The following is a 21,878-nucleotide window of genomic DNA, read 5'->3' on the forward strand; positions in this document are numbered from 1 at the left end:
CGGTCCCGGCCCCGGGGCCGGGGCCGGGACCGGGCGGTCGTGCGGCTCAGGCGTCGACGACGACGACCGTCACCAGCGGGGCCCGCCGGTAGGCGCGCTCCAGGTGGCGGGAGACGGTCTCGGCGATGATCGACTCGAGCTTCTCGAGATCGGCGACCTTGGACGTGGCCGGGCGCGCCAGGGCGTTCTTCACCTTGTCGGCGGCCCCGTCGAAGACGTGCTCGTCGTGGACGAAGCCCTTCGCCAGGAACTCCAGCGGCTCGGCGAGCGCGTTGGTGTCGGCGTCGACGATGGCCACGACCGTGACCACGCCGCCCTCCTGCAGCAGCCGGCGCTCCACCAGGGTCTCCTCGGTGACCTTGCCCACGGTGTGGCCGTCGACGTAGACCAGACCGGCCTCCACCTGCCCGGAGATCCGTGCCCGGCCGTCGACGAGGTCGATGACGGTGCCGTCCCGGCCGATCAGCACGTTCTCCGGGTCGACACCGGTGCGGACCGCCAGCTCGGCGTTGGCGTGCAGGTGCTTGGACTCCCCGTGCACGGGCAGCACGTGGGTGGGCTTGACGATGTTGTAGCAGTAGACCAGCTCCCCGGCCGAGGCGTGGCCGGAGACGTGGACCTTGGCGTTGCCCTTGTGCACGACCTTCACGCCGAGATCGGTGAGCTTGTTGATGATGCCGTAGATTGCGTTCTCGTTGCCCGGGATCAGCGAGCTCGCCATGAGCACCGTGTCCCCGGCGTTGAGCTGGATCTGGTGCGTCTCGTTGGCCATGCGCGAGAGCGCGGCCAGGGGCTCGCCCTGGGAGCCGGTGCACACCAGGGTGACCTTGGCGTCCGGCATGGACTGGAGCTTCTTGAAGTCGACCACCAGCCCGCGCGGGATCTTCAGGTAGCCCAGGTCCCGGGCGATGCCCATGTTCTTGACCATGGACCGGCCCACGAAGGCGACCTTGCGCCCGTGGGCGTGGGCGGCGTCGAGGACCTGCTGGATCCGGTGGACGTGGCTGGCGAAGCTGGAGACGATGATCCGCTTCGGGGCGGTGGCGAAGACCTGGTTGATCGCCGGCGTCAGCTCCTGCTCCGAGGTGGTGAAACCGGGGACCTCGGCGTTGGTGGAGTCGGTGAGGAACAGGTCCACGCCCTCGTCGCCCAGGCGGGCGAAGTGGCGCAGGTCGGTGATCCGGTCGTCCAGCGGGAACTGGTCCATCCGGAAGTCCCCGGTGTGCAGCACCAGCCCGGCGTCCGTGCGGATCGCCACGGCCAGGCTGTCCGGGATCGAGTGGTTGACCGCGACGAACTCGCACTCGAACGGGCCCGCCTTGTGGGTGTCCCCGGCCTCGACGTGGACCGCCTTCGGGGTGATCCGGTGCTCCTTGAGCTTGGACGTGATGAATGCCAGGGTCAGCTCGGAGCCGATGACCGGGATGTCCGGGCGCTCCTTGAGCAGGTACGGCACGCCCCCGATGTGGTCCTCGTGGCCGTGGGTGAGCACGATGCCGACGATGTCGCCCAACCGGTGCCGGATGGAGGTGAAGTCGGGCAGGATCACGTCGATGCCCGGCTGGTGCTCCTCGGGGAACAGCACGCCGCAGTCGACGACGAGCAGCTTGCCGGCGTGCTCGAAGACGGTCATGTTGCGTCCGATCTCGCCCAGACCGCCCAGCGGGGTGATCCGCAGGCCCCCGGAGGGCAGCGGGGGCGGGGACTTGAGCTTGCGGGAGGAAATGGTCAAAGGATTCCGCTTTCATCGTGGGTTCAACGTGGGGTGGAGCAAGGTCGTGCGGGCGGCTCGCGTCGAGCCGGGGCCGCGTCCGGGACCTGACGGCCCCGAGAAGTCTGGGACAACTCTAACGTCGGGTCAGGGTCGCGGCGGACCGCCGGGCGGCGCGGACGGGGAACGGACCGCCCCGGCGAGGGCCCGCAGGAGGCGGTGACCGGTCGTCGGCCGGGCGGGAAGGGGGGCCGGTGCGGGTCCTCCGCGCGCTCGCGGCGGGACAGCGGGAGGGCCTCAGTCCAGCGCGAGGTCGAGGCACTGCTCGTCGTCGCGCCACGTGCACCGCGTGCCGAGCGCGGCGCTGAGCCGCTCCATCCGCCGTGCGATGCCCCGGGCCTCGGCGGTGGCCGTCCTCGCCCGGAGGTCCTCGATCACCGTGGGGTGCAGGCGCAGGCGGCGGGGCAGGCCGTCCCGGACGTCGAGCAGGAAGACGAAGGACTGGTCGTTGCGCTCGTCGGGACGGACGGCGTAGTCGTCGACGAAGTCCCCGGCGCCGTAGATCACCGGCCGGCCGCGGTGCACCTCGACGCCGCGGAAGACGTGCGGGGAGTGGCCGAAGACCACGTCCGCCCCGGCCTCCACCAGCGCGTGGGCGAACGCGCGGTGCTCCGGCGGCACCTGCGCGCCCCAGTTGGGTCCCCAGTGGGCGGAGACGACGAGGAGGCCGGTGCGCTCCCGGGTCCGCCGGACGAGCTGCAGGAGGTCCCGAGCGCGGTCGTCGGCGAGGTCGACGGGCACGTGGTGGACGCCGGGGGACGCGGAGCCCGCAGCCCAGCCCGGCTCGTTGTCCGTGAAGGCGAGGAAGCCCACCGCGGTCCCGGCCCGGGTGCAGACCGCGGGGCGTCGTGCCGCCTCCGCGTCCGGGCCCGCCCCGGTGTGCAGGATGCCGTGCTCGTCGAGCAGGGGGAGCATCTCCCGCATGGCCTCCACGCCGTGGTCGAGCACGTGGTTGTTCGCCAGCGAGACGACGTCGACGCCGGCGGCCTCCAGGCTCGCGACGTTCTTTCGGTCCGAGCGGAAGTGGAACCGCTTGCCGGGCCAGGGCGGGCCGTCGTCGGCGAGCACGCACTCGAGGTTCGCGAACCGCAGGTCCGCCGGTGCGAGCAGGGGGAGGACGTCCCCCCACGGATGGGCCGGGCCCTCGTGGCGCAGCCGCTCGTCGACCAGCCGGCCGAGCATGACATCGCCGACGAGTGCGATCCGCATGAGCCGCCTCCTGTCCGGACGCTCCCATCGTGGTCCCTGGCCCGCGGGCGGACAAGAGCGGCCGGTGGTGGCCGTCCCGGTCACGGGGACCACGCGGCTCCGCCGGCGCCGCCCGCCCGGGAGGCAGGAGGCGCCGGCGGCCACCGGTCACCGGCCCAGATCGGCCCAGTCGGTCATCCGGGCGCTGTTCGCCGCGGCCGGGCGCAGCTGCGCCGGCTCCGGCAGGAGCACGGACAGGTCGGAGACGGCCTGGTAGGCCCAGGAGGGCCCGGTGCGCACGGGCGAGGAGGCGGGGACGCCCCCCGTGCGGTGCAGGCGGGTCGCGTAGCCCAGGATGAGCAGACCGGCCACGGCCAGTCCGACGCCCACCCAGGCGGGGGAGCGGTAGCCCCAGCCGGCGGTGATGACGGCGCCGCCGAGGAAGGCGCCCATCGCGTTGGCCAGGTTGAACGCCGCGTGGTTCATGGCGGCGGTCAGGGACGGGGCGTCCTTGGCCTCGCGCAGCAGGCGCATCTGCAGCGCGGTGCTGAAGAGGGCGCCCATGGCGCCGATCCAGAGCACGCCGAGCACGGCCGCGACCGCGGAGTGGGCGAACAGGCCGAAGAAGGCCAGCGCCACCCCGGAGACGGCCCCCGCGCCCAGGGCGGTCTTCTCGATGGACCGGTCCAGCAGCGGGCCCGCCAGCAGGGAGCCCGCGGTCATGCCCACGCCGTACACGGCCAGCACCCACGGCACCATCGAGATGTCGAGGCCGCTGAGCTCGGTCAGGATCGGGGAGACGAACGTGTAGACCGCGAACATGCCGCCGAAGCCGACCGCCCCGGCCAGCAGGGTCAGGGCCACCTGGGGCCGCCCCAGGGCACGGACCTCCTGGGCCACGGAGACGCCGCCGCCCTTGCGGGTGCGGGGGATCCAGAGGGCGAGGGCCGCGACGGTGAGCAGGCCGATGACCACCACGAGCCCGTACCCGGCCCGCCAGCCCAGGCTCCCGCCGAGCACGGCGGCCAGGGGGACGCCCACGATGTTGGCGACCGTCAGGCCGAGCGCCACGCGGGCCACGGCGGTGCCGCGCCGCTCGCGCGGCACCAGGGAGGAGGCCACCACCGCGGCGACCCCGAAGTAGGCGCCGTGGGGCAGGCCGGAGAGGAAGCGCGCCACGTACAGCCACTCGAGGGACGGCGCGGCCGCGGACAGGACGTTGCCGGCGGTGAAGGCGACCATCAGTCCGAGCAGGAGCCTCTTGCGCTCCACCCGGGCGGTCAGGGACGTGATGAGGGGTGCGCCGACGACCACGCCCAGGGCGTAGAGGGAGATGGCGTGCCCGAGGGAGGGGATCGAGGCGTCGAGGTCCTCGGCGATGAAGGGGAGCAGGCCCATCGAGGCGAACTCGGTGGTGCCCACGCCGAAGCCGCCGAGGGCGAGGGCGAAGAGGGCGAAGCGGGTGCCGGTGCGGTCCGGGGCGTTGATCACCTGGAGCACGGCAGTGCGAGGTGCGGACATGGCGGATCCTTCCGTGCGGAACATGGGCGTGCGGGTGGAAGGCGCGTCGTCGGGCCGAACGGGTGGAAACCTCGATGCTACGGAGGATGTCGAGGGCATCCAACGGTTCGGGCCTGTGATCTTGGACAAATCGGGCATCCGTGTGATATGTGTCGCGCTCGGGTTCCAGGGCCTCGTCATGCCGCCCACGAAACCGGGAACCACGACTTCAAGGAGGCGCGTCCCATGACCGACACCCACGCTGCGGGTCCGGACACCGATGTCATCGACATCCTCACCACCGACCACCGGGAGATGCTCGAACTGCTCGGCCAGATCGGGGGCGCCCCGGACGCCGCCCGGCGCAGGGACCTGGCCGACACCGTGATCGCGGAGGTCATGCGCCACGCCGTCGCGGAGGAGATGCACGTCTACCCGGTGATGGAGAAGCACCTGCCCGGCGGCGCCGAGGAGGTCGAGCACGACAAGAAGGAGCACGACGATCTCGTCCGGGTCATGAAGCAGGTGGAGGGCGTCGACGCCTCCGAGCCGGCGTTCATGGAGCTGATCCGCGAGATGCAGTCGCAGCTGCGCCACCACATCGAGGACGAGGAGTCCGACCAGTTCCCGAAGCTGCGGGCGCACATCCCGGCCGAGGACCTCGTGGAACTGGGCCGGAAGGTGCAGAACGCCAAGAAGGTGGCGCCGACCCGGCCGCACCCCTCCGCGCCGCACTCGGAGCTGTTCCACAAGACCGTCGGGCCCGGCGTCGGCATGGTCGACCGGCTCCGGGACCGGCTGACGGACCGGAGCACCGGCTAGCCGGGCGACGGTCCCCCGCGGACAGCACTGCACGGACCCCTGCTGGACGAGCGCCTCGCGAGGCTCGCCCGGCGGGGGTCCGTGCTGTTCCGTGGGACCACGGCGGGTCGCCGGCACCGAGCGGGCACAGACCCCTGTTGCCCGGGAGTTGAGTGCGCTAAACTCAAGTTAGCTGAACTGCCCGGCCGCATCCACTGGTGATCGGCGCCGGGCCGGTTCGTCCCCGATCCGTTCCAGAACGTCCCTCGCCAAGGAGCCGCAGTGGAGACCAAGTTCACCACCAAGTCCCAGGAGGCGCTCTCCGCCGCCTCCACCAACGCCTCGACCGCGGGCAATCCGCAGGTCGAGCCCGCCCACCTCCTCAAGGCCCTCATGGACCAGCGGGAGGGTGTGGCCGTCGCCGTCCTGAAGGCCACCGGGGCCGACGTCGACGCCGTCTCCGCGCAGGCCAGCGCCGCCATCAAGGCCCTGCCCTCCGCGTCCGGCTCCTCCACGGCTCAGGCCCAGTTCAACCGGGGCGCGCTGCAGGTCATCCAGGCCGCGGAGCAGTTCGCCCAGTCCCTCGGCGACGAGTACATCTCCACCGAGCACCTCCTGTACGGCCTCGCCCAGCAGGAGGGGAAGGTCGGGGAGATCCTGCGGGGCGCGGGCGCCGGACCCGACCAGCTGAGGACCGCCGTCCCGTCCGTGAGAGGAGACCGCCGCGTGACCACACCCAACCCCGAGGGCACCTTCCAGGCGCTCGAGAAGTTCGGCGCCGACCTGACCGCCATGGCCCGCGAGGGCAAGCTGGACCCCGTCATCGGGCGGGACTCCGAGATCCGGCGCGTGGTGCAGGTGCTGTCCCGCCGCACCAAGAACAACCCCGTTCTGATCGGCGAGCCCGGCGTCGGCAAGACCGCCGTCGTCGAGGGCCTCGCCCAGCGCATGGTCGCCGGGGACGTCCCCGAGTCGCTGCGCGGCAAGACGCTGATCTCCCTGGACCTCGGGTCCATGGTGGCCGGCGCCAAGTACCGCGGCGAGTTCGAGGAGCGGCTCAAGGCCGTGCTCGAGGAGATCAAGGACTCGGAGGGGCAGATCGTCACCTTCATCGACGAGATCCACACCGTGGTCGGCGCCGGCGCCGCCGAGGGCTCGATGGACGCCGGGAACATGCTCAAGCCCATGCTGGCCCGCGGCGAGCTGCGCCTGATCGGCGCGACCACCCTGGACGAGTACCGCGAGAACATCGAGAAGGACGCCGCCCTGGAGCGCCGCTTCCAGCAGGTCTACGTCGGCGAGCCCTCCGTGGAGGACACCGTGGCGATCCTGCGCGGGCTCAAGGAGCGCTACGAGGCCCACCACAAGGTGCAGATCGCGGACGCCGCGCTCGTCGCGGCGGCCACGCTGTCCAACCGGTACATCCCGGGCCGGCAGCTGCCGGACAAGGCCATCGACCTGGTCGACGAGGCAGCCTCGCGGCTGCGCATGGAGATCGACTCCGCGCCGGAGGAGATCGACCAGCTGCGCCGCGCCGTCGACCGCCTGACCATGGAGGAGCTGGCGCTGGAGCGCGAGACCGACCCCGCGTCCGTCGAGCGCCTCGCCGCGCTGCGCCAGGAGCTGGCCGACAAGAAGGCGGACCTGGACGCCCTCAACGCCCGGTGGGAGGCCGAGAAGGCCGGCCTGAACCGCGTCGGCGACCTCAAGGAGCGGATCGACAACCTGCGCTCGCAGGCGGAGATGGCCCAGCGCCAGGGCGACCTCGCCGAGGCCTCCCGGCTGCTCTACGGCGAGATCCCGGCGCTGCAGAAGGAGCTCGACGCCGCCCAGGAGCAGGAGGACACCTCCGCCCCGCACGACACCATGGTCTCCGAGGAGGTCACGGCCGACGACGTCGCCGAGGTGATCTCGGCCTGGACCGGCATCCCCGCCGGGCGCATGCTCCAGGGCGAGACCGAGAAGCTGCTGCACATGGAAGAGGTGCTCGGGAAGCGGCTCATCGGCCAGCACCGGGCCGTGCAGGCCGTCGCCGACGCCGTGCGCCGCTCGCGCGCCGGCATCTCCGACCCGAACCGGCCGATCGGCTCCTTCCTGTTCCTGGGTCCCACCGGCGTGGGCAAGACCGAGCTCGCGAAGTCCCTCGCGGAGTTCCAGTTCGACGACGAGCGCGCGCTGGTGCGGATCGACATGTCCGAGTACGGGGAGAAGCACACGGTCTCCCGGCTGGTCGGCGCCCCTCCGGGCTACGTCGGCTACGAGGAGGGCGGCCAGCTCACCGAGTCCGTGCGGCGCCGCCCGTACTCGGTGGTCCTGCTGGACGAGATCGAGAAGGCCCACCCGGACGTCTTCGACATCCTGCTGCAGGTGCTCGACGACGGCCGGCTCACCGACGGGCAGGGACGCACGGTGGACTTCCGCAACGTGATCCTGATCCTCACCTCCAACTTGGGCAGCCAGTTCCTGGTGGACCAGACCATCGAGCCGGAGGCGAAGAAGCAGGCGGTGATGAACGTGGTCAACGCCTCGTTCAAGCCCGAGTTCCTGAACCGGCTCGACGACGTGATCCTGTTCGACCCGCTGTCCACGTCCGACCTGTCGAAGATCGTGGACATCCAGGTCGCCCAGCTCGCCGAGCGCCTGGACCAGCGCCGCCTGCGCCTGGAGGTCACGCCCGCGGCCACCGAGTGGCTGGGCCTCACCGGCTACGACCCGGCCTACGGTGCCCGGCCGCTGCGCCGGCTGGTGCAGCGGGAGATCGGGGACAAGCTCGCCAGGGCGATCCTCTCCGGGGCGGTCGTGGACGGGGACGCGGTCCGGGTGGACGTCGACGCCGACGTCGTGGCGGACGGGCTCACCGTCACCGCCGTGTCCGAGCGGGCGCACGCCGCGGACTGAGCTGCGGGGCGCGCCGCCGGCCGGCGGGTCGCCGTCGGGGAGTCCCGGCGACGGCCCGCCGCCGGGGCTCCCCGACCGCGTTCCGCCCGCCTCCCGTGAGGTTGCCGACAGTCCACCGCGCCGGTCCCGGGCCGGGCGCAACGGGCTGACAAACCATGTACCCTGGTCTCACGAACCATTCATACGACATTTCCGGGGCCGTACTCTGTGCCAGAGTGCCGCCGTCCGGACCAAGAGACAGAGGGGGTCACGCCATGGGGCGCGGCCGTCAAAAGGCGAAGGCGACACGGCAGGCGCGGGAGATGAAGTACTTCAGCCCGCAGACCGACCTCACGGCACTCCAGCGGGAACTGCGCGGCAGCGAGCAGATGCCCCCGTTGCGGGAGCCGGTCCAGGAGACCGTCGAGGAGGACGAGGACGACTACTCGGCCTACGTCGACAAGTACGCCGACGACTACGACGAGGACTTCCGCCGGTAGCCACCGGGAACTCCGCTCGTCTCCACCGCACGACGCAACAAGGTGCCCGTCCAGGACGAGCACCTTCTTCGCGTCCCCGCGAACATCGAACGCCCCGCCGGCCGGCGGGGCGTTCGCTGTTCCTCCGGGGCTCTGCAGGCCGGATCAGCCCGTGTAGGCGTTGACCATGCGCACCGCGCCGCCGTCCACGCCCTTGGCGCCCTGCACCCAGTCGGGCCCGCCGTGGTCCGCGTCCGGGTCGATCCCGTCCACGGTGCCCATGACCCACGAGGGCAGGCCCCGGGCCGTGAGGTGGGCCACGGCGGCGTCGGCCGCCGACGGGTCGACGATCGCGACCATGCCCACGCCGAGGTTGAGGGTCCGCTCGAGGTCGGGGAGGGGGACGTTGCCGAGCTGGCTGATCAGCTGGAAGATCGCGGGCAGCTCCCAGGTGCTGCGGTCCACCGTGGCTTCGAGCCCGGCGGGGAGCACCCGGGCGAGGTTCGCGGCGAGGCCGCCGCCGGTCACGTGGCTGAAGCCGCGGACACCGCGGCCCGTGGTCCGGTCCGCGCCGTTGACGGGGAAGGCGGCGGCGAGGTCGAGGACGTCGGCGGCGTAGACGCGGGTGGGCTCCAGCAGCTCCTCGCCCAGGGTGCGGCCGAGCTCCGAGACCTGCCGGTCCAGCGACCACCCGGCCACGTTGATGACCTTGCGGACCAGGGAGTACCCGTTGGAGTGCAGGCCGGAGGAGGCCATGCCGATGACCACGTCGCCGGCGCGCACGCGGTCCGGGCCCAGCAGCTCGTCGGCCTCGACCGCACCGGTGGCGGCCCCCGCCACGTCGTACTCGTCCGGGGCCAGCAGGCCCGGGTGCTCGGCGGTCTCGCCGCCGACCAGGGCGGTGCCGGCCTGCTCGCAGGCCGCGGCGATGCCGCGCACGATGTCCGCGATCCGCTCGGGCACCACGCGGCCCGTGGCGATGTAGTCGGTCATGAACAGGGGCTTGGCGCCGACCACCACGATGTCGTCCACGACCATGCCCACGAGGTCGAAGCCGATCGTGTCGTGCACGTCGAGGGTCTGGGCGATCGCCACCTTGGTGCCCACCCCGTCGGTCGAGGTGGCGAGGTAGGGCTTGCGGTAGGTGAGCAGCTCCGAGACGTCGAACAGTCCCGCGAACCCGCCGACCCCGCCGATCACGTTGGGGGTGTGCGTGGCCTTGACCGCGCTCTTCATGAGCTCGACGGCGCGGTCTCCCGCCTCGACGTCCACGCCCGCGCTGGCGTAGGTGACGGTGCGGTTCGTGGAGGAGGGGGGCTGGGCCATGTCAGGCGTCCTTCGCGGTCTCGGGCTGGGCGGCGTGCTGGGATCCGGGCCCGGCGGGCCCCGTGGTGGTGCGGGCGGCGGGGACCCGGTCCTCCGGCAGGATGAGGTCCTCGAGGTCGGCGTCGGGCCCGGGGTCGCACCCGGTGGAGGTCTCCTGGACGCCGGGGTCCTCGTCGGAGATGCTGGTGCGCTCGGCGGGCCGGCGGGAGAGGCCGTCTGTGGCCGAGGGGCGGGTGTCGATGGACACGGCGGAGGCGTGCTCCGGCCGCTGCGCCACGGCGGATCCGCCCGGGGCGCGGCGGGGCGAGGAGTCCACGGGCGTGCGGACCTCGAAGACGTTCTTGCCCAGCTTGTCGGCGTCCGGCAGCCGGGTGGGGTACGTCCCGGAGAAGCACGCGGTGCACAGCTCGCCGCGCTCCTGCAGGGTGGCCGCGATCATTCCGTCCTCGGAGATGTAGCCGAGGGAGTCGGCGCCCAGGGACGCCCTGATCTCCTCGACCCCGAGCCCGTTGGCGATCAGCTCCGCGCGGGAGGCGAAGTCGATGCCGTAGAAGCACGGCCACTTGATGGGCGGGGAGGAGATCCGCACGTGGATCTCGGCGGCCCCGGCCTCCCGCAGCATCCGGATGAGGGCCCGCTGGGTGTTCCCGCGCACGATCGAGTCGTCGATGACCACGAGCCGCTTGCCCGCCACCACGGACTTCAGGGGGTTGAGCTTGAGCCGGATGCCCAGCTGGCGGATGGTGTCCGAGGGCTGGATGAACGTTCGTCCCACATAGGCGTTCTTGACCAGGCCGTTGCCGAACGGGATGCCGGACTCCTCCGCGTAGCCGATGGCCGCGGGGGTCCCGGACTCCGGGGTGGGCATGACCAGGTCCGCGTCGATGCCGTGCTCCCGGGCGAGCCGGCGGCCCATCTCCACGCGGGACTCGTACACGGAGCGGCCGTTGATGGTGGTGTCCGGGCGGGCCAGGTAGACGTACTCGAACACGCACGCGGCGCGGCGGGTCTCGGCGAAGCGCTGGGAGCGCAGGCCGTGCTCGTCGATCACCACGAACTCGCCGGGCTCGATCTCCCGGACCAGGGACGCGCCCACGATGTCCAGCGCCGCGGTCTCGGAGGCCACCACCCAGCCGCGCTCGAGCCGGCCGAGGACCAGCGGCCGGATGCCCTGCGGGTCGCGGGCGGCGTAGAGGGCGTTCTCGTCCATGAACGCCAGGCAGAAGGAGCCCACGAGCTGGGGGAGCAGGTGCATGGCCGCGTCCTCGAGGGAGCCGTGCGGGTGCTCGGCCAGCAGCGCGGTGACCAGCGCGGTGTCCGTGGTGTTGCCCTGGGCCATCTCCCCCTGGGAGGGGAACCCGGACTTGTCGATCAGCTTCTCGTAGAGCTCCGCCGAGTTGGTGAGGTTGCCGTTGTGCGCGAGCGCCACGGTCCCGTGCGGGGTGGCGCCCAGCGTGGGCTGGGCGTTGGCCCAGTGGGACCCGCCCGTGGTGGAGTACCGGCAGTGGCCCACGGCCAGGTGACCGGTCAGGGTGGTGAGGGTTGCCTCGTCGAAGACCTGCGAGACGAGGCCCATGTCCTTGTACACCGCGATGCGGTTGCCGTCGCTCGCGGCGATGCCGGCCGACTCCTGGCCGCGGTGCTGCAGGGCGTAGAGGCCGTAGTAGGCCAGTTTCGCGACCTCCTCGCCGGGGGCCCACACGCCGAACACGCCGCACGCGTCCTGGGGGCCCTTCTCTCCGGGGAGCAGGTCGTGGCTGAGTTGTCCATCAGGGCGAACCACGTCGATCAGCCTTCTCTCGAGCTTCGGGGGTCGGTGGGCCGGGGCGCGTCGCCCGACGCCCCGGACGGGGCGTCGTCGTCCCCGTCCACGACCTCGGTGGTGACGGCCCGCGCCCGGGCCACGGAGACCCGGTCCAGCACGAGGGCCAGGACGGCGCCGGCCGCCAGGCCCAGGACCGTGCAGACGGAGACCATGAACAGGGTCACGGCCCCCTGGGTGAACTCCGCGCTCCCTCCGCCGGACAGCCCCACGAGCACGCCCACCACGGCGCCGAGGACGCCGCCGAGCAGGACGAACGCCCAGATGTTCGGGGCGCGGCGCAGGGTCATCTGCTGGCTGCCGGAGGCGGCCAGCGGCACGGCCGTCCGCACCCGGCGGCGCCGGCGCGGGAGCTTCCGCGGGGACGGGCGCGCGGAGGGGGAGGAGGGAGTGGAGCTCATGCCCTCAAGGCTACCGGGGAAACAGGGGGAGGGCGTCCGCGAGATCGGTCCTTGTGCCCGAGGCCACAGCGGCGCCCGAGGCGACGGCCTCCGGCCAGGTCACGGCCCCCGTCACCAGGCCGAGCCACGTGCGGGCGTCGGTCTCGACGACGTTGGGCGGGGTCCCGCGGGTGTGCCGGGGACCGGCCACGCACTGGGTCACGCCGAAGGGCGGGACGCGCACCTCCACGCTGTTGCCGGGCACCCGCTCGGCGAGCTCCTCGAGGGTGTAGCGCACGGCGGTGGCCACGGTCCGGCGGGGGGTGCCGTCCGGGTCCGCGCGCCAGGCGCTCAGGGCCAGGGTCCCGTCCGCGGGGTCGACGCGGCGGCGGGCCACGGCCTAGTCCTGCCCGAGCGCCCGGACCAGCTCCGGGCCGAGCAGCTCCAGGAGGGGGTCCGCCAGGCGCAGCCGGCCCACGGGGCGGGACCCGCCCATGACCGGGCGCACCACCTGCCCGATCACCGCGGCGGCCGCCGCGGCGGGCACGGCCCCGGCGTGGGCGAGCAGGGCGAGGCCGATGAGCGCGTTGGCGCGGGACCCGCCGTCGAGGACCTTGAGCGCCACGGACCACCCGGTGCGGGTGCCGAGCGCGAGCACGCCCTCCGCGCCGAGCTTCGCCACGACGTCCAGCTCCTCCATGACCACGGTGTTGTACCTGCCCCGCCCGTGCACGAGCTCCGGGTAGTCGAGCATGCACTGGGAGACCGTGGCGGCGCGGGCGTCGGCGTCGAGGTTGCCCGCGGCCCGGCCCAGCGTCGAGTACGCCCGGGCGAGGCCGGTCAGGGAGATCGCCGCGAGGGGGGCGCCGCACCCGTCCACGCCCACGTGGGCCACGCGCTCGCCGGAGAACTCCTCGACGGTCTCCAGCACGGTCCGCTGCAGGGGGTGCTCGGGGTCCAGGTAGCTGTCCGTGGGCCAGTCGTTCTCGGTGCAGGCCCACAGGAACGCGGCGTGCTTGCCGGAGCAGTTCATGCAGATCCGGCTCTTGCCGCGGCCGGCCCGCACGAGCTCCGTGCGGACCTCCTCGTCCTCGGGCCAGTCGGGCGGGCACTGGAGCGCGTCCTCGGTCAGACCGGCGGCCGTCAGGATCGAGCTCACGGCGTCGAGCTGCTCGAAGGAGCCGATGTGGGACGCGGAGGCGATGGCCACCTGGGCCCCGCGCAGCGGGACGCCGGCCTTCATGGCGGCGATGGTCTGGAACGGCTTGAGCGTGGAGCGGGGGAAGATCGGGGTGCCGATGTCGCCGAGTTCGACGGCCACGGCCCCGTCCGGGTCCAGGACCACGGCGGAGCCGCGGTGGCGGGACTCGACGAAGCCGCTGCGCTCGAGCACGGCGAGGTCCACGGCACGGTCCGAGGTGAAGGTCTGCATCGCCCCAGTATGTCAGCGGGGACGGGAATTCCCGGCGGGTCCGAGGCCGTGCCCGCATGCCGGGAACGATGTGCCACTTCCCGGTGCCGCCAACTAGCCTGAGGGCGTGAAGGTTCTGGTACTGGGCCCCGGAGGCCGCGAACACGCAATCATCCGCGCACTGCTGGCAGATCCCGAGGTCGAGCAGGTGCACTGCGCGCCGGGCAACGCCGGGATCGCGCAGCTCGTCCCGGTGCACGCCGTGGACGCCGACGACCCCGCCGCGGCCACCGCGCTGGCGCGCGAGCTCGCGGTGGACCTCGTCGTCGTCGGCCCCGAGGCCCCACTGGTGGCCGGGGTGGCCGACGCCCTGCGCGAGGCCGGCTTCCTCGTCTTCGGTCCCTCGCGGGCCGCGGCGCGGCTCGAGGGCTCCAAGGCGTTCGCCAAGGAGGTCATGGCCTCCGCGGGGGTGCCCACCGCGATGGCGCGGGTCGCGACCACGGAGGAGGAGGCCGCCGACGCCCTCGACACCTTCGGCGCCCCCTACGTGGTCAAGGACGACGGGCTCGCCGCCGGCAAGGGCGTGGTCGTCACCGCCGACCGCGCGGAGGCGCTCGAGCACGCCGCCGCCTGCTTCGCCGCGGGCGGCAGCGTGGTGATCGAGGAGTTCCTCGACGGGCCCGAGGTGTCCCTGTTCGTGCTGACCGACGGCTCCCGCGTGATCCCCCTGAGCCCCGCGCAGGACTTCAAGCGGATCCACGACGACGACGAGGGCCCCAACACCGGCGGGATGGGCGCCTACACGCCGCTGCCGTGGCTGCCGCAGGGCTTCGTGGAGGAGGTCGTGGAGCGCGTGGCCCGCCCCACGGTCGACGAGATGCGCCGCCGCGGCACCCCGTTCGTGGGCGTGCTGTACTGCGGGCTGGCCGTGACGACCCGCGGTCTGCGGGTCATCGAGTTCAACGCCCGGTTCGGGGACCCCGAGACCCAGGCCGTGCTGGCCCGGCTCACCACCCCGCTCGGGCGGCTGCTGCACGCCGCCGCCGCCGGGCGCCTCGACGAGGCCGAGCGGCTGCGCTGGCGACCCGAGACGGCCGTCGCGGTGGTCGTCGCCGCGCAGGACTACCCGGACAGCCCCCGGAAGGGCGACCCGATCGGCGGGCTGGAGGACGCCGAGGCGCTCGAGGGCGTGCACGTGGTCCACGCCGGCACCGCGGTGGCCCCGGAGGGCGAGCACGCCGGGCGGATCGTCTCCGCCGGCGGGCGGGTGCTCGCCGTCGTCGCCCTCGGCGCGGACCTCGACGACGCCCGCGAGCGCGCCTACCGGGGCGTGGGGCTCGTGGCGCTCGAGGGCTCGCAGCACCGCACCGACATCGCGCTGAAGGCCGCCCGGGGGCTGGTCACCGTTCCCGGCGCCTCCGCCCCCCGTCCCCGTCAGGAGCAGGCATGAGCGAGCAGGGCACCGTCACCACCCCACCCGAGATCCCCGGGTGGAGGCACATCTACTCGGGCAAGGTCCGGGAGCTCTACGTCCCCGACGAGTCGCGGCTGCGGGCCACGGGCGTGGCCATCTACGACGACGCCGAGTACCGGGCCGGCTCGGTCCTGGTGCTGGCCACCGACCGGATCAGCGCCTTCGACGAGATCCTCCCCACGGAGATCCCGGACAAGGGCAAGATCCTGACGCAGCTGTCCCTGTGGTGGTTCGAGCAGCTCGCGGCCGTGCCCAACCACGTCCTGTCGACCGACGTGCACGAGTCCGTCCGGGGGCGGGCCATCGTCTGCAAGAACCTGTCGATGTTCCCCGTCGAGTGCATCGCCCGCGGCTACCTGACCGGTTCCGGCCTCAAGGACTATCGCGAGACCGGTGAGGTCTGCGGGATCGAGCTGCCCCCGGGGCTCGTGGACGGCTCCCGGCTCGCCGAGCCGATCTTCACCCCGACCGGCAAGGCGGAGGTGGGCGAGCACGACCTCCCCATCACCTTCCAGGAGATGGCCGACGGGGTGGGCCACGCGGTGGCGGACCGGCTGCGCGAGCTGACCCTGGAGATCTACACCGCCGCCGAGCGGATCGCCCGCGAGCGGGGGATCATCGTGGCGGACACCAAGGTGGAGTTCGGCCTGGACTCCTACCGCGGGGCGATCACCCTCGGGGACGAGGTCCTCACCCCGGACTCCTCCCGCTTCTGGGACGCCGAGACGTACGAGCCCGGCAAGGCCCAGCCCTCGTTCGACAAGCAGTACGTGCGGGACTGGCTGCGCTCGGACGAGTCCGGCTGGAACGGGACCGGCCCCGTGCCCCCGCTGCCGGAGCAGGTGGTGGAGCGGACCCGCGCGCGCTACGTCGAAGCGTTCGAGCGGCTCACCGGCCGCACCTTCGACCCGGACGGCAACTTCTTCGAGGTGGCCGGCCCGCTCGAGTACTGACGGCGGGGGCACCGGGCGGCGTCAGGCGCCGGGGGAGTCGGGCGTCCACAGGGCGCGGCCCATGGCCACGCGCACGAGGTGCCGGTCGTCCTCCCGCAGGGGAGTGCCCTCCTCGCGGTACCGGTCCCGGGCCTCGGCCTGCAGGTGGTCGGCGAGGGTGCCCTGCACGGTGACCACCCGCCACCACGGGAGGTCCTCGCCGGTGGGGTTGCGTGCCATGAGCGTGCCTACCAGGCGTGCGGAGCGGCACTCCGCGAGCTCCGCGACGTCCCGGTAGGACAGCACCCGGCCCGGGGGGATGGCGGCCACGACGTCCGCCACGCGCCGTGCCAGGCCGGGGTCCGGCGCGGCCCGGCGGCTCACAGGGCGTCCCGGCCGTCCACCGGCAGGCACACGTCGAGGACCCACTGTCCGTCCGCGGAACCGCTCTCGGCGTGGCCGCCCAGCAGGGAGACGCGCTCCGCGATGCCGCGCAGGCCGAGTCCCGAGGACATCTCCGAGGAGTGGGCGCCCGTGCGCTGGGTGCTGCGCGGCAGGGGATTCGCCACGCGCAGGCACAGCTCGTGCTCGTCCGCCGTCACCTCGATCCGGCAGCGGGACCCGGCCGGGGCGTATTTGATGATGTTCGTGACCGCCTCCTGCAGGATGCGGGCGGCCGTGCCGCGCACGGTGGTGGGCATGGCCTCGAGGTCGCCCGTAATGACCACCTCCGGCTCGAAGCGCAGGTCCCGCAGGCTGGCCGCGAGGGACGTGACCACGTGCTCCAGGCTGCCGATGGCCAGGCCGGCGCCCGTGACGTCCCGGGGGTGCTCCCCGTCGTTCTCGTCGCGCAGCAATCGGAGCATCACGCGCAGCTCGTGCAGTGCCGAGCGGGCGGCGTCCTCCACGGTCTCGAGAACTCGGTGCAGCTCGCCGACGTTCCCGGAGCGGCGCCGGCTCATGGTCTGCATGGTGATGAGGGTGAGCTCGTGGGCGACGACGTCGTGCAGGTCGCGCGCCAGCGCCCTCCGCTCGGCCTCCCGGAGCCGCTCATTGAGAATCTCGAGGTCCCGGACCTGCTGCTCGTTGCGCCGCCGCTGCTGGCTGAAGTAGCGGAGGGCCGCGCCGACGAGGAAGGAGACGAGCAGGACGGCAACCAGCCCCCAGAAGACCGAGGGCTGATCCGGACGTCGCCACCAGGCCATCAGGACCCACACCGCGTAGATGATCAGGTGAGCCTTCACGAAGGCTGTCGTGGCGGTGGCCAGGACGGCGATGGTCACCACGACCACCGCTGTGTTGACCGAGCCGTAGTCGCCCAGGATCAAGGACAGCAGGAGACAGCTTCCGGAGAAGATCGACGCCCAGGTGCTCCGCCAGGCGACCATCGCGAGCGCGCCGTACGTCAGGATCGCGTTCACCGCGTACCAGACGTCGACCAGTTCGCCCTCTCGGAACTGTTCGGCCAGGGCTCTGATGTCCGCGGCGAACCAGACCACCGCGCAAAGAATGATCACCACGCACAACCAGCGAGCGACAGGCTCGGCGTCGAAGAACGACGTGGGTCCGGTGGTGCGTGGTGGTCGGCGCATGGGTGCAATTACATCAGTCACACCCACAGGTCTAGCTCACCGGCAGAAGGAGGACCACCAGTTGCACCACACGTAACGGCTGAACTGGGGGGTCTGGACCATCGCGCCGGCGTTCGCGGGGGCCACGGGGCCGACGATGAAGGACGCGGCGAGGGCGGCAGAGGCAACGGCGGTGGCAAGCTTCTTCTTGGACATGGGGTGGCTCCTTGGATCACGAGAACAGCACCGGATCGGGGGGTGGCGGCCGGGGTGGGGGGAGAGATCTCCCGGCTGCCAGGGGGGTGTGCTGCCCTGGTACATTCCATTTTGCCAACGTTAACCGAACGAACCTATCGACCTTTGTCCAGATCATTTGTGACTTTTGTCGAATATGACGTGTTGCACTTTGGGGGACATCGAAAAATAGACTGTGCGAGTGACTGAATGCAGAGTGCTCGTCGTGGACGACCAGCCGTTGATGCTGGAGGCCTTGAAGTCCTTCTTCTCCGCTGAGCCCGGGTTCGAGGTGATCGGGACGGCGTCCAACGGCCGGGAGGCCGTGGACCGATGTCTGGCGATCGACCCGGACGTGGTGCTGATGGACATGAAGATGCCCGTGATGGACGGGATCGAGGCCACCCGGGAGATCACCTCGCGGAGCCCCCGGTCCAAGGTGCTGGCCCTCACCACGTTCTCCACGCTGGAGTTCGTGGTGCCGGCCCTGCGGGCCGGCGCGGCCGGCTATCTGGTCAAGGACGCCCGGCCGGACGAGATCATCGACGCCGTGCACCAGGTGCTCAACAACGAGATCGCCCTCTCCCCGGCGATCGCCCGGGCGCTCGCGGACAACGTCATCTCCGTGCCGGACCAGCAGCAGCCGGCGCGGTCGGCGGACACCGGCCTGCGCTCCCTCCTGACCGACCGGGAGATGGAGACCGTGACGCTCCTGGCCCAGGGGCTGAGCAACCGGGAGATCGCCGAGCAGATGCACGTCTCCGAGGGCAGCGTGAAGGCCTATCTCGGGCGGGTCTGTGAGAAGTTCGGCGTCCGCGACCGGGTGCAGGCGCTGATCAAGGCGTACCAGAGCGGACTCGTCGATCCGCAGCTGCGCGATCTCTGAGTCCCTGGCCCCGTCTGCGGTCCCAGGGCCGGACGGAAGTCCAGGAAAGTTGTAGACGAAAGTGCATTCATCTGCATTAGCAAACCCGGCATAGTGATCAGTGCGAGCAGAGAAGAAAAGTCGGTGGATGAGTGAGAGACATCCCCACGGCGCACGGCCCAACCCCCCATGAGGCCGTACCCCGGACCGGATGGTCCACCGACCTGCTCACGGTAGGGGGCCGCCCCGGGACAGTCCCCCCTGGACCCGGGATGTGGCCGCGCAAGGCCTGGATCACCTTGCACCCCCCCCTCGGCCGATGGCCCCCTACCGTGCAACATCTGCTCCGCGGACCTCGCAGACGAGAACGGCCCCACCGGAACCGGTGGGGCCGTTCTCGTGCGTCCGGCGCCTCTGCCGGATCGTCCGGCCGGGCCCGGGGCCCGAGCCCTCAGGGTCGTCCGGTCACGCCCGCCGGTCCTGCCCCTCCTGAGCGGCGGCGCTGTGGCCGAAGAACCAGGTGATGTGCTCCCGCAGCGCGGCGGCGGCGTCCTCGCCCCGGCGCTCCTGGAAGGCGCGCAGGATCTCGCGGTGCTGCTCCTGCAGGGTGCGGCGCACCTGCGGCCAGTCGTCCAGGCCGGCGACGGTCTCCTGCACGTACCCGATGGTGGCCTGGCGCAGCGAGGCCATGATCGTCTCGACCACCACGTTGCTGGCCAGGGAGGCGAGCAGGATGTGGAACTGCGCGTCGTGGGCGTGGAAGCGCTCGTCCGGCAGGTCCGGGTCCTCCATGGCGGCCACGAGCTCCGCGGCGCGCCCGAGCACCGCCGCCCGCCCCGGGGTCTCCGCCGCGGCGGCCGCCTCGCGGGCGGACTGGGTCTCGAGCAGCAGCCGGGTCTGCACCAGGTCCCGCACCGGCAGCGACCGGTTGGCCACGTGCATCCGCAGCGCCCACCCGAGCGCGGCCGAGGGCTCCGCGATGACGATCGCCCCCGCGTTCGGCCCGGACCCGGTCGACGAGCGGACCAGTCCCATGGCGTCGAGGATCCGGATCGCCTCCCGCACCGAGGCGCGGGAGATGCCGAACTCCTCGGCCAGGTGGCGTTCCCCGGGCAGCTTGTCGCCCACCGAGATCTCGCCCGAGCGCAGGCGCTCCTCGAGCCAGTCGAGGACGACGGTGTACATGCGTGCGGCTGCGGGCACGGGGGGCTCCTCAGGGGGTGCGCGGGACGCGGACCAGTCTAGGGAGGCGGCGGGGCCCCGGGGCGTTGTGCTCACGAGGTCGGGAGCATCCAGGCCAGCACGTTGGACTGCAGGAACACCAGGGTGCACAGCAGCAGGAGCAGGCCGAGGGACCACCAGATGACCGAGCGGAAGATGGCGGACTCCTTGCCCTCCATGCCCACCGCGGTCGCGGCGATGGCCAGGGACTGCGGCGAGATCATCTTGCCCACCACGCCGCCGGAGGTGTTCGCCGCCGTCATGAGGTGCGGATCGAGGCCGGTGCCCTCGGCGGCGGTCTTCTGGAGGTTGGAGAACAGCGCGTTGGCGGAGGTGTCGGAGCCGGTGACCGCGGTGCCCAGCCAGCCGAGCACGGGGGAGAGGAACGCGAAGGCCGCGCCCAGACCGGCCACCCAGGTGCCGATCGAGATGGTCTGGCCGGACGTGTTCATGACGTAGGCCAGGGAGAGCACGCTCATGATGGTCAGGGCGGAGAAGCGCATCTTCCAGAACGAGCGCCCGATCTCCGCCACGGCGTTGCCCACCGAGAGCCGGAAGCGGCCGTTGCCGTGGAACACCGAGTAGATGACGGCGACGAGCAGGCCTGTGATCAGCAGCAGCGTGCCCGGGCTGGAGAGCCACTGGAACTTGTAGATGGTGCTCGTGACCGGCTCGCCGGCTGCGTTGAGGAGGTGTCCGTGCAGGCCCGGCCAGGGGATGGAGATGTCGGTGGCGGCCAGGGCCCCCGGGATGCTCACGCCGAGGGTCCACAGCTTGGCCAGGCCGAAGACCGCGACCACCAGGACGTAGGGCAGCACGGCCATCCACACGCGTGCCGGGGTCAGCCCCTCGGGCGCGGGAGGCTTCTCCACGCCGAGGCGGGTGCGGACGGCGTCGGCGCCCTTGGGGCGCCAGAAGCGCAGGAGGATCACCGCGGCGGCCAGGCCGGTGAGGGAGGCAACCACGTCGGTGAGCTCGTAGGAGAAGTACGTGGCGCACCACCACTGGGCGACCGCGAAGGAGACGCCGATGACCAGCGCGGCCAGCCACGCCTCCTTGAGCCCGCGCACGCCGTCGATGATGAACAGCAGGATGAACGGCACCATGACCGCGAAGAACGGCGCCTGGTGGCCGACGACCGCGCCGATCCGCGCGGGGTCCAGACCGGTCAGCACGCCGGCGGTGGTGATCGGGATGGCGATCGCGCCGAACGCCACGGGCGCGGTGTTGGCGATGAGCACCACGGTGGCCGTCTTCAGGGGCTTGAGCCCCAGCGCCAGGATCATGGTCGCGGTGATCGCGACGGGCGCGCCGAAGCCGGCGAGGGCCTCGAGCAGGCCGCCGAAGCAGAACGCGATGAGCACGGCCTGGATGCGCAGGTCCCCGCCGCCGATGGTGTCGAAGATGGTCCGCAGGTCCTCGAAGCGGCCGCTGAGGACGGTCACCTGGTAGAACCACAGCGCCATGACCACGATCCACACGATGGGGAACAGGCCGTAGACCGCGCCCTGGGTGGCGGAGAGCAGTGTGAGGGAGAGCGGCATGCCGAAGGCCAGGACGGCGACGACGATCGCCGCCAGCAGCGCGGTGGCGCCCGAGACGTGGGCGCGGGCCTTGACGCCCAGCAGCATGACGAAAAACGTGAGCAGAGGGATGGTGCCGACGAGGGCGGAGAGCGCGACGCTCCCGCCGACGGCATCGGTCATCGCGGTAAAGGTGGTCACTCGGACTCCCAGGGACGGGGACGGACGGAACGGTGCGTGGCCGACGGGGAACGCGTCACGGCTATGGTCGGACCACAATGGTCTGACCACGAAGAGTACATGAGCCACGTCACACGGCCAACCGCTCTCCCGAGGTGGCGCGATCGTTGCGCCGGTTGATTGTGTGACGGGGTTCACCGGTCTAGCATGGTCAGACCACAGGCGGCCCGGCGTCGTCGTCCCGTCTTCCCGCTCCCGACTCCGGAGGTCGCATGAGAATCGCCCTGTTCGCCACGTGCATCGTGGACGCGATGTATCCGCGG

Annotated in this window: 19 protein-coding genes; 6 read left to right on the forward strand and 13 right to left on the reverse strand. The window is 72.0% G+C overall.

Going from position 1 to position 21,878, the window contains the following annotated elements:
- Positions 1-46: 46 nt before the first annotated feature.
- From E7Z53_RS06595 to E7Z53_RS06605, 3 genes are all read right to left on the reverse strand, one after another.
- On the reverse strand, positions 47-1,732 hold the full coding sequence (locus E7Z53_RS06595; protein ID WP_095650384.1) for a ribonuclease J: 1,686 nt from the start codon (positions 1,730-1,732) through the stop codon (positions 47-49).
- A gap of 276 nt (positions 1,733-2,008) precedes the next feature.
- A complete protein-coding gene (locus E7Z53_RS06600) occupies positions 2,009-2,980 on the reverse strand; it encodes a CapA family protein (protein ID WP_176337416.1) in 972 nt (323 codons plus the stop codon).
- Between the two features lie 147 nt (positions 2,981-3,127).
- On the reverse strand, positions 3,128-4,480 hold the full coding sequence (locus E7Z53_RS06605) for an MFS transporter (RefSeq protein ID WP_043738673.1): 1,353 nt from the start codon (positions 4,478-4,480) through the stop codon (positions 3,128-3,130).
- Positions 4,481-4,705: 225 nt separating this feature from the next.
- Between E7Z53_RS06605 and E7Z53_RS06610 the strand changes: the two genes are divergently transcribed.
- The 3 genes from E7Z53_RS06610 (at position 4,706) to E7Z53_RS06620 (ending at position 8,637) form a co-directional block, all read left to right on the forward strand.
- Positions 4,706-5,281: a hemerythrin domain-containing protein gene (locus E7Z53_RS06610; RefSeq protein WP_176337417.1), complete on the forward strand. Its 576-nt coding sequence runs from the start codon at positions 4,706-4,708 to the stop codon at positions 5,279-5,281.
- 261 nt (positions 5,282-5,542) lie between these two features.
- A complete protein-coding gene (gene clpB, locus E7Z53_RS06615; protein ID WP_176337418.1) occupies positions 5,543-8,158 on the forward strand; it encodes an ATP-dependent chaperone ClpB in 2,616 nt (871 codons plus the stop codon).
- Between the two features lie 254 nt (positions 8,159-8,412).
- Positions 8,413-8,637 (forward strand): DUF3073 domain-containing protein, encoded by a 225-nt coding sequence (locus E7Z53_RS06620; protein ID WP_031282554.1) that lies wholly within the window; start codon positions 8,413-8,415, stop codon positions 8,635-8,637.
- 144 nt (positions 8,638-8,781) lie between these two features.
- Here E7Z53_RS06620 and purM read toward each other — a convergent pair whose 3' ends face one another.
- The 5 genes from purM to E7Z53_RS06645 are packed head-to-tail and all read right to left on the reverse strand — an operon-like array spanning position 8,782 to position 13,576.
- Positions 8,782-9,942 (reverse strand): phosphoribosylformylglycinamidine cyclo-ligase, encoded by a 1,161-nt coding sequence (gene purM, locus E7Z53_RS06625; protein ID WP_035928308.1) that lies wholly within the window; start codon positions 9,940-9,942, stop codon positions 8,782-8,784.
- Position 9,943: 1 nt separating this feature from the next.
- Positions 9,944-11,725, reverse strand: a complete 1,782-nt coding sequence (gene purF, locus E7Z53_RS06630) for an amidophosphoribosyltransferase (RefSeq protein ID WP_052133019.1) — start codon at positions 11,723-11,725, stop codon at positions 9,944-9,946.
- A gap of 5 nt (positions 11,726-11,730) precedes the next feature.
- Positions 11,731-12,165 (reverse strand): hypothetical protein, encoded by a 435-nt coding sequence (locus tag E7Z53_RS06635; RefSeq protein ID WP_176337419.1) that lies wholly within the window; start codon positions 12,163-12,165, stop codon positions 11,731-11,733.
- Positions 12,166-12,175: 10 nt separating this feature from the next.
- Positions 12,176-12,541: a sterol carrier family protein gene (locus E7Z53_RS06640; RefSeq protein WP_017832571.1), complete on the reverse strand. Its 366-nt coding sequence runs from the start codon at positions 12,539-12,541 to the stop codon at positions 12,176-12,178.
- Between the two features lie 3 nt (positions 12,542-12,544).
- A complete protein-coding gene (locus E7Z53_RS06645) occupies positions 12,545-13,576 on the reverse strand; it encodes an asparaginase (RefSeq protein WP_017832570.1) in 1,032 nt (343 codons plus the stop codon).
- A gap of 106 nt (positions 13,577-13,682) precedes the next feature.
- Between E7Z53_RS06645 and purD the strand changes: the two genes are divergently transcribed.
- Both purD and E7Z53_RS06655 read left to right on the forward strand, forming a co-directional pair.
- Positions 13,683-15,005, forward strand: a complete 1,323-nt coding sequence (gene purD / locus E7Z53_RS06650; RefSeq protein WP_126350354.1) for a phosphoribosylamine--glycine ligase — start codon at positions 13,683-13,685, stop codon at positions 15,003-15,005.
- Positions 15,002-15,982 (forward strand): phosphoribosylaminoimidazolesuccinocarboxamide synthase, encoded by a 981-nt coding sequence (locus tag E7Z53_RS06655; protein ID WP_176337420.1) that lies wholly within the window; start codon positions 15,002-15,004, stop codon positions 15,980-15,982. Before purD ends, E7Z53_RS06655 begins: the two co-directional genes overlap by 4 nt.
- A 21-nt stretch (positions 15,983-16,003) precedes the next feature.
- Here the strand turns inward: E7Z53_RS06655 and E7Z53_RS06660 are convergent, their stop codons facing one another.
- The 3 genes from E7Z53_RS06660 to E7Z53_RS06670 are packed head-to-tail and all read right to left on the reverse strand — an operon-like array spanning position 16,004 to position 17,748.
- Positions 16,004-16,345 (reverse strand): MGMT family protein, encoded by a 342-nt coding sequence (locus E7Z53_RS06660; protein ID WP_176337421.1) that lies wholly within the window; start codon positions 16,343-16,345, stop codon positions 16,004-16,006.
- Positions 16,342-17,553, reverse strand: coding sequence for a sensor histidine kinase (locus E7Z53_RS06665; protein WP_176337422.1), 1,212 nt, complete (start codon positions 17,551-17,553; stop codon positions 16,342-16,344). The genes E7Z53_RS06660 and E7Z53_RS06665 overlap by 4 nt, the downstream gene beginning before the upstream one ends.
- A 36-nt stretch (positions 17,554-17,589) precedes the next feature.
- Positions 17,590-17,748 (reverse strand): hypothetical protein, encoded by a 159-nt coding sequence (locus E7Z53_RS06670; RefSeq protein ID WP_172604378.1) that lies wholly within the window; start codon positions 17,746-17,748, stop codon positions 17,590-17,592.
- A gap of 220 nt (positions 17,749-17,968) precedes the next feature.
- Between E7Z53_RS06670 and E7Z53_RS06675 the strand changes: the two genes are divergently transcribed.
- Positions 17,969-18,652 (forward strand): response regulator, encoded by a 684-nt coding sequence (locus E7Z53_RS06675; RefSeq protein ID WP_176337423.1) that lies wholly within the window; start codon positions 17,969-17,971, stop codon positions 18,650-18,652.
- 444 nt (positions 18,653-19,096) lie between these two features.
- On the opposite strand, the gene E7Z53_RS06680 is transcribed toward E7Z53_RS06675, so the two are convergent.
- Together E7Z53_RS06680 and E7Z53_RS06685 are read right to left on the reverse strand one after the other, a co-directional pair.
- Positions 19,097-19,816, reverse strand: a complete 720-nt coding sequence (locus tag E7Z53_RS06680; protein WP_176337442.1) for a FadR/GntR family transcriptional regulator — start codon at positions 19,814-19,816, stop codon at positions 19,097-19,099.
- 89 nt (positions 19,817-19,905) lie between these two features.
- Positions 19,906-21,576: an L-lactate permease gene (locus E7Z53_RS06685; protein ID WP_031282543.1), complete on the reverse strand. Its 1,671-nt coding sequence runs from the start codon at positions 21,574-21,576 to the stop codon at positions 19,906-19,908.
- Between the last annotated feature and the right edge of the window lie 302 nt (positions 21,577-21,878).

It is taken from the genome of Kocuria salina (assembly GCF_013368965.1).
Classification (GTDB): Bacteria; Actinomycetota; Actinomycetes; order Actinomycetales; family Micrococcaceae; genus Kocuria; species Kocuria rosea.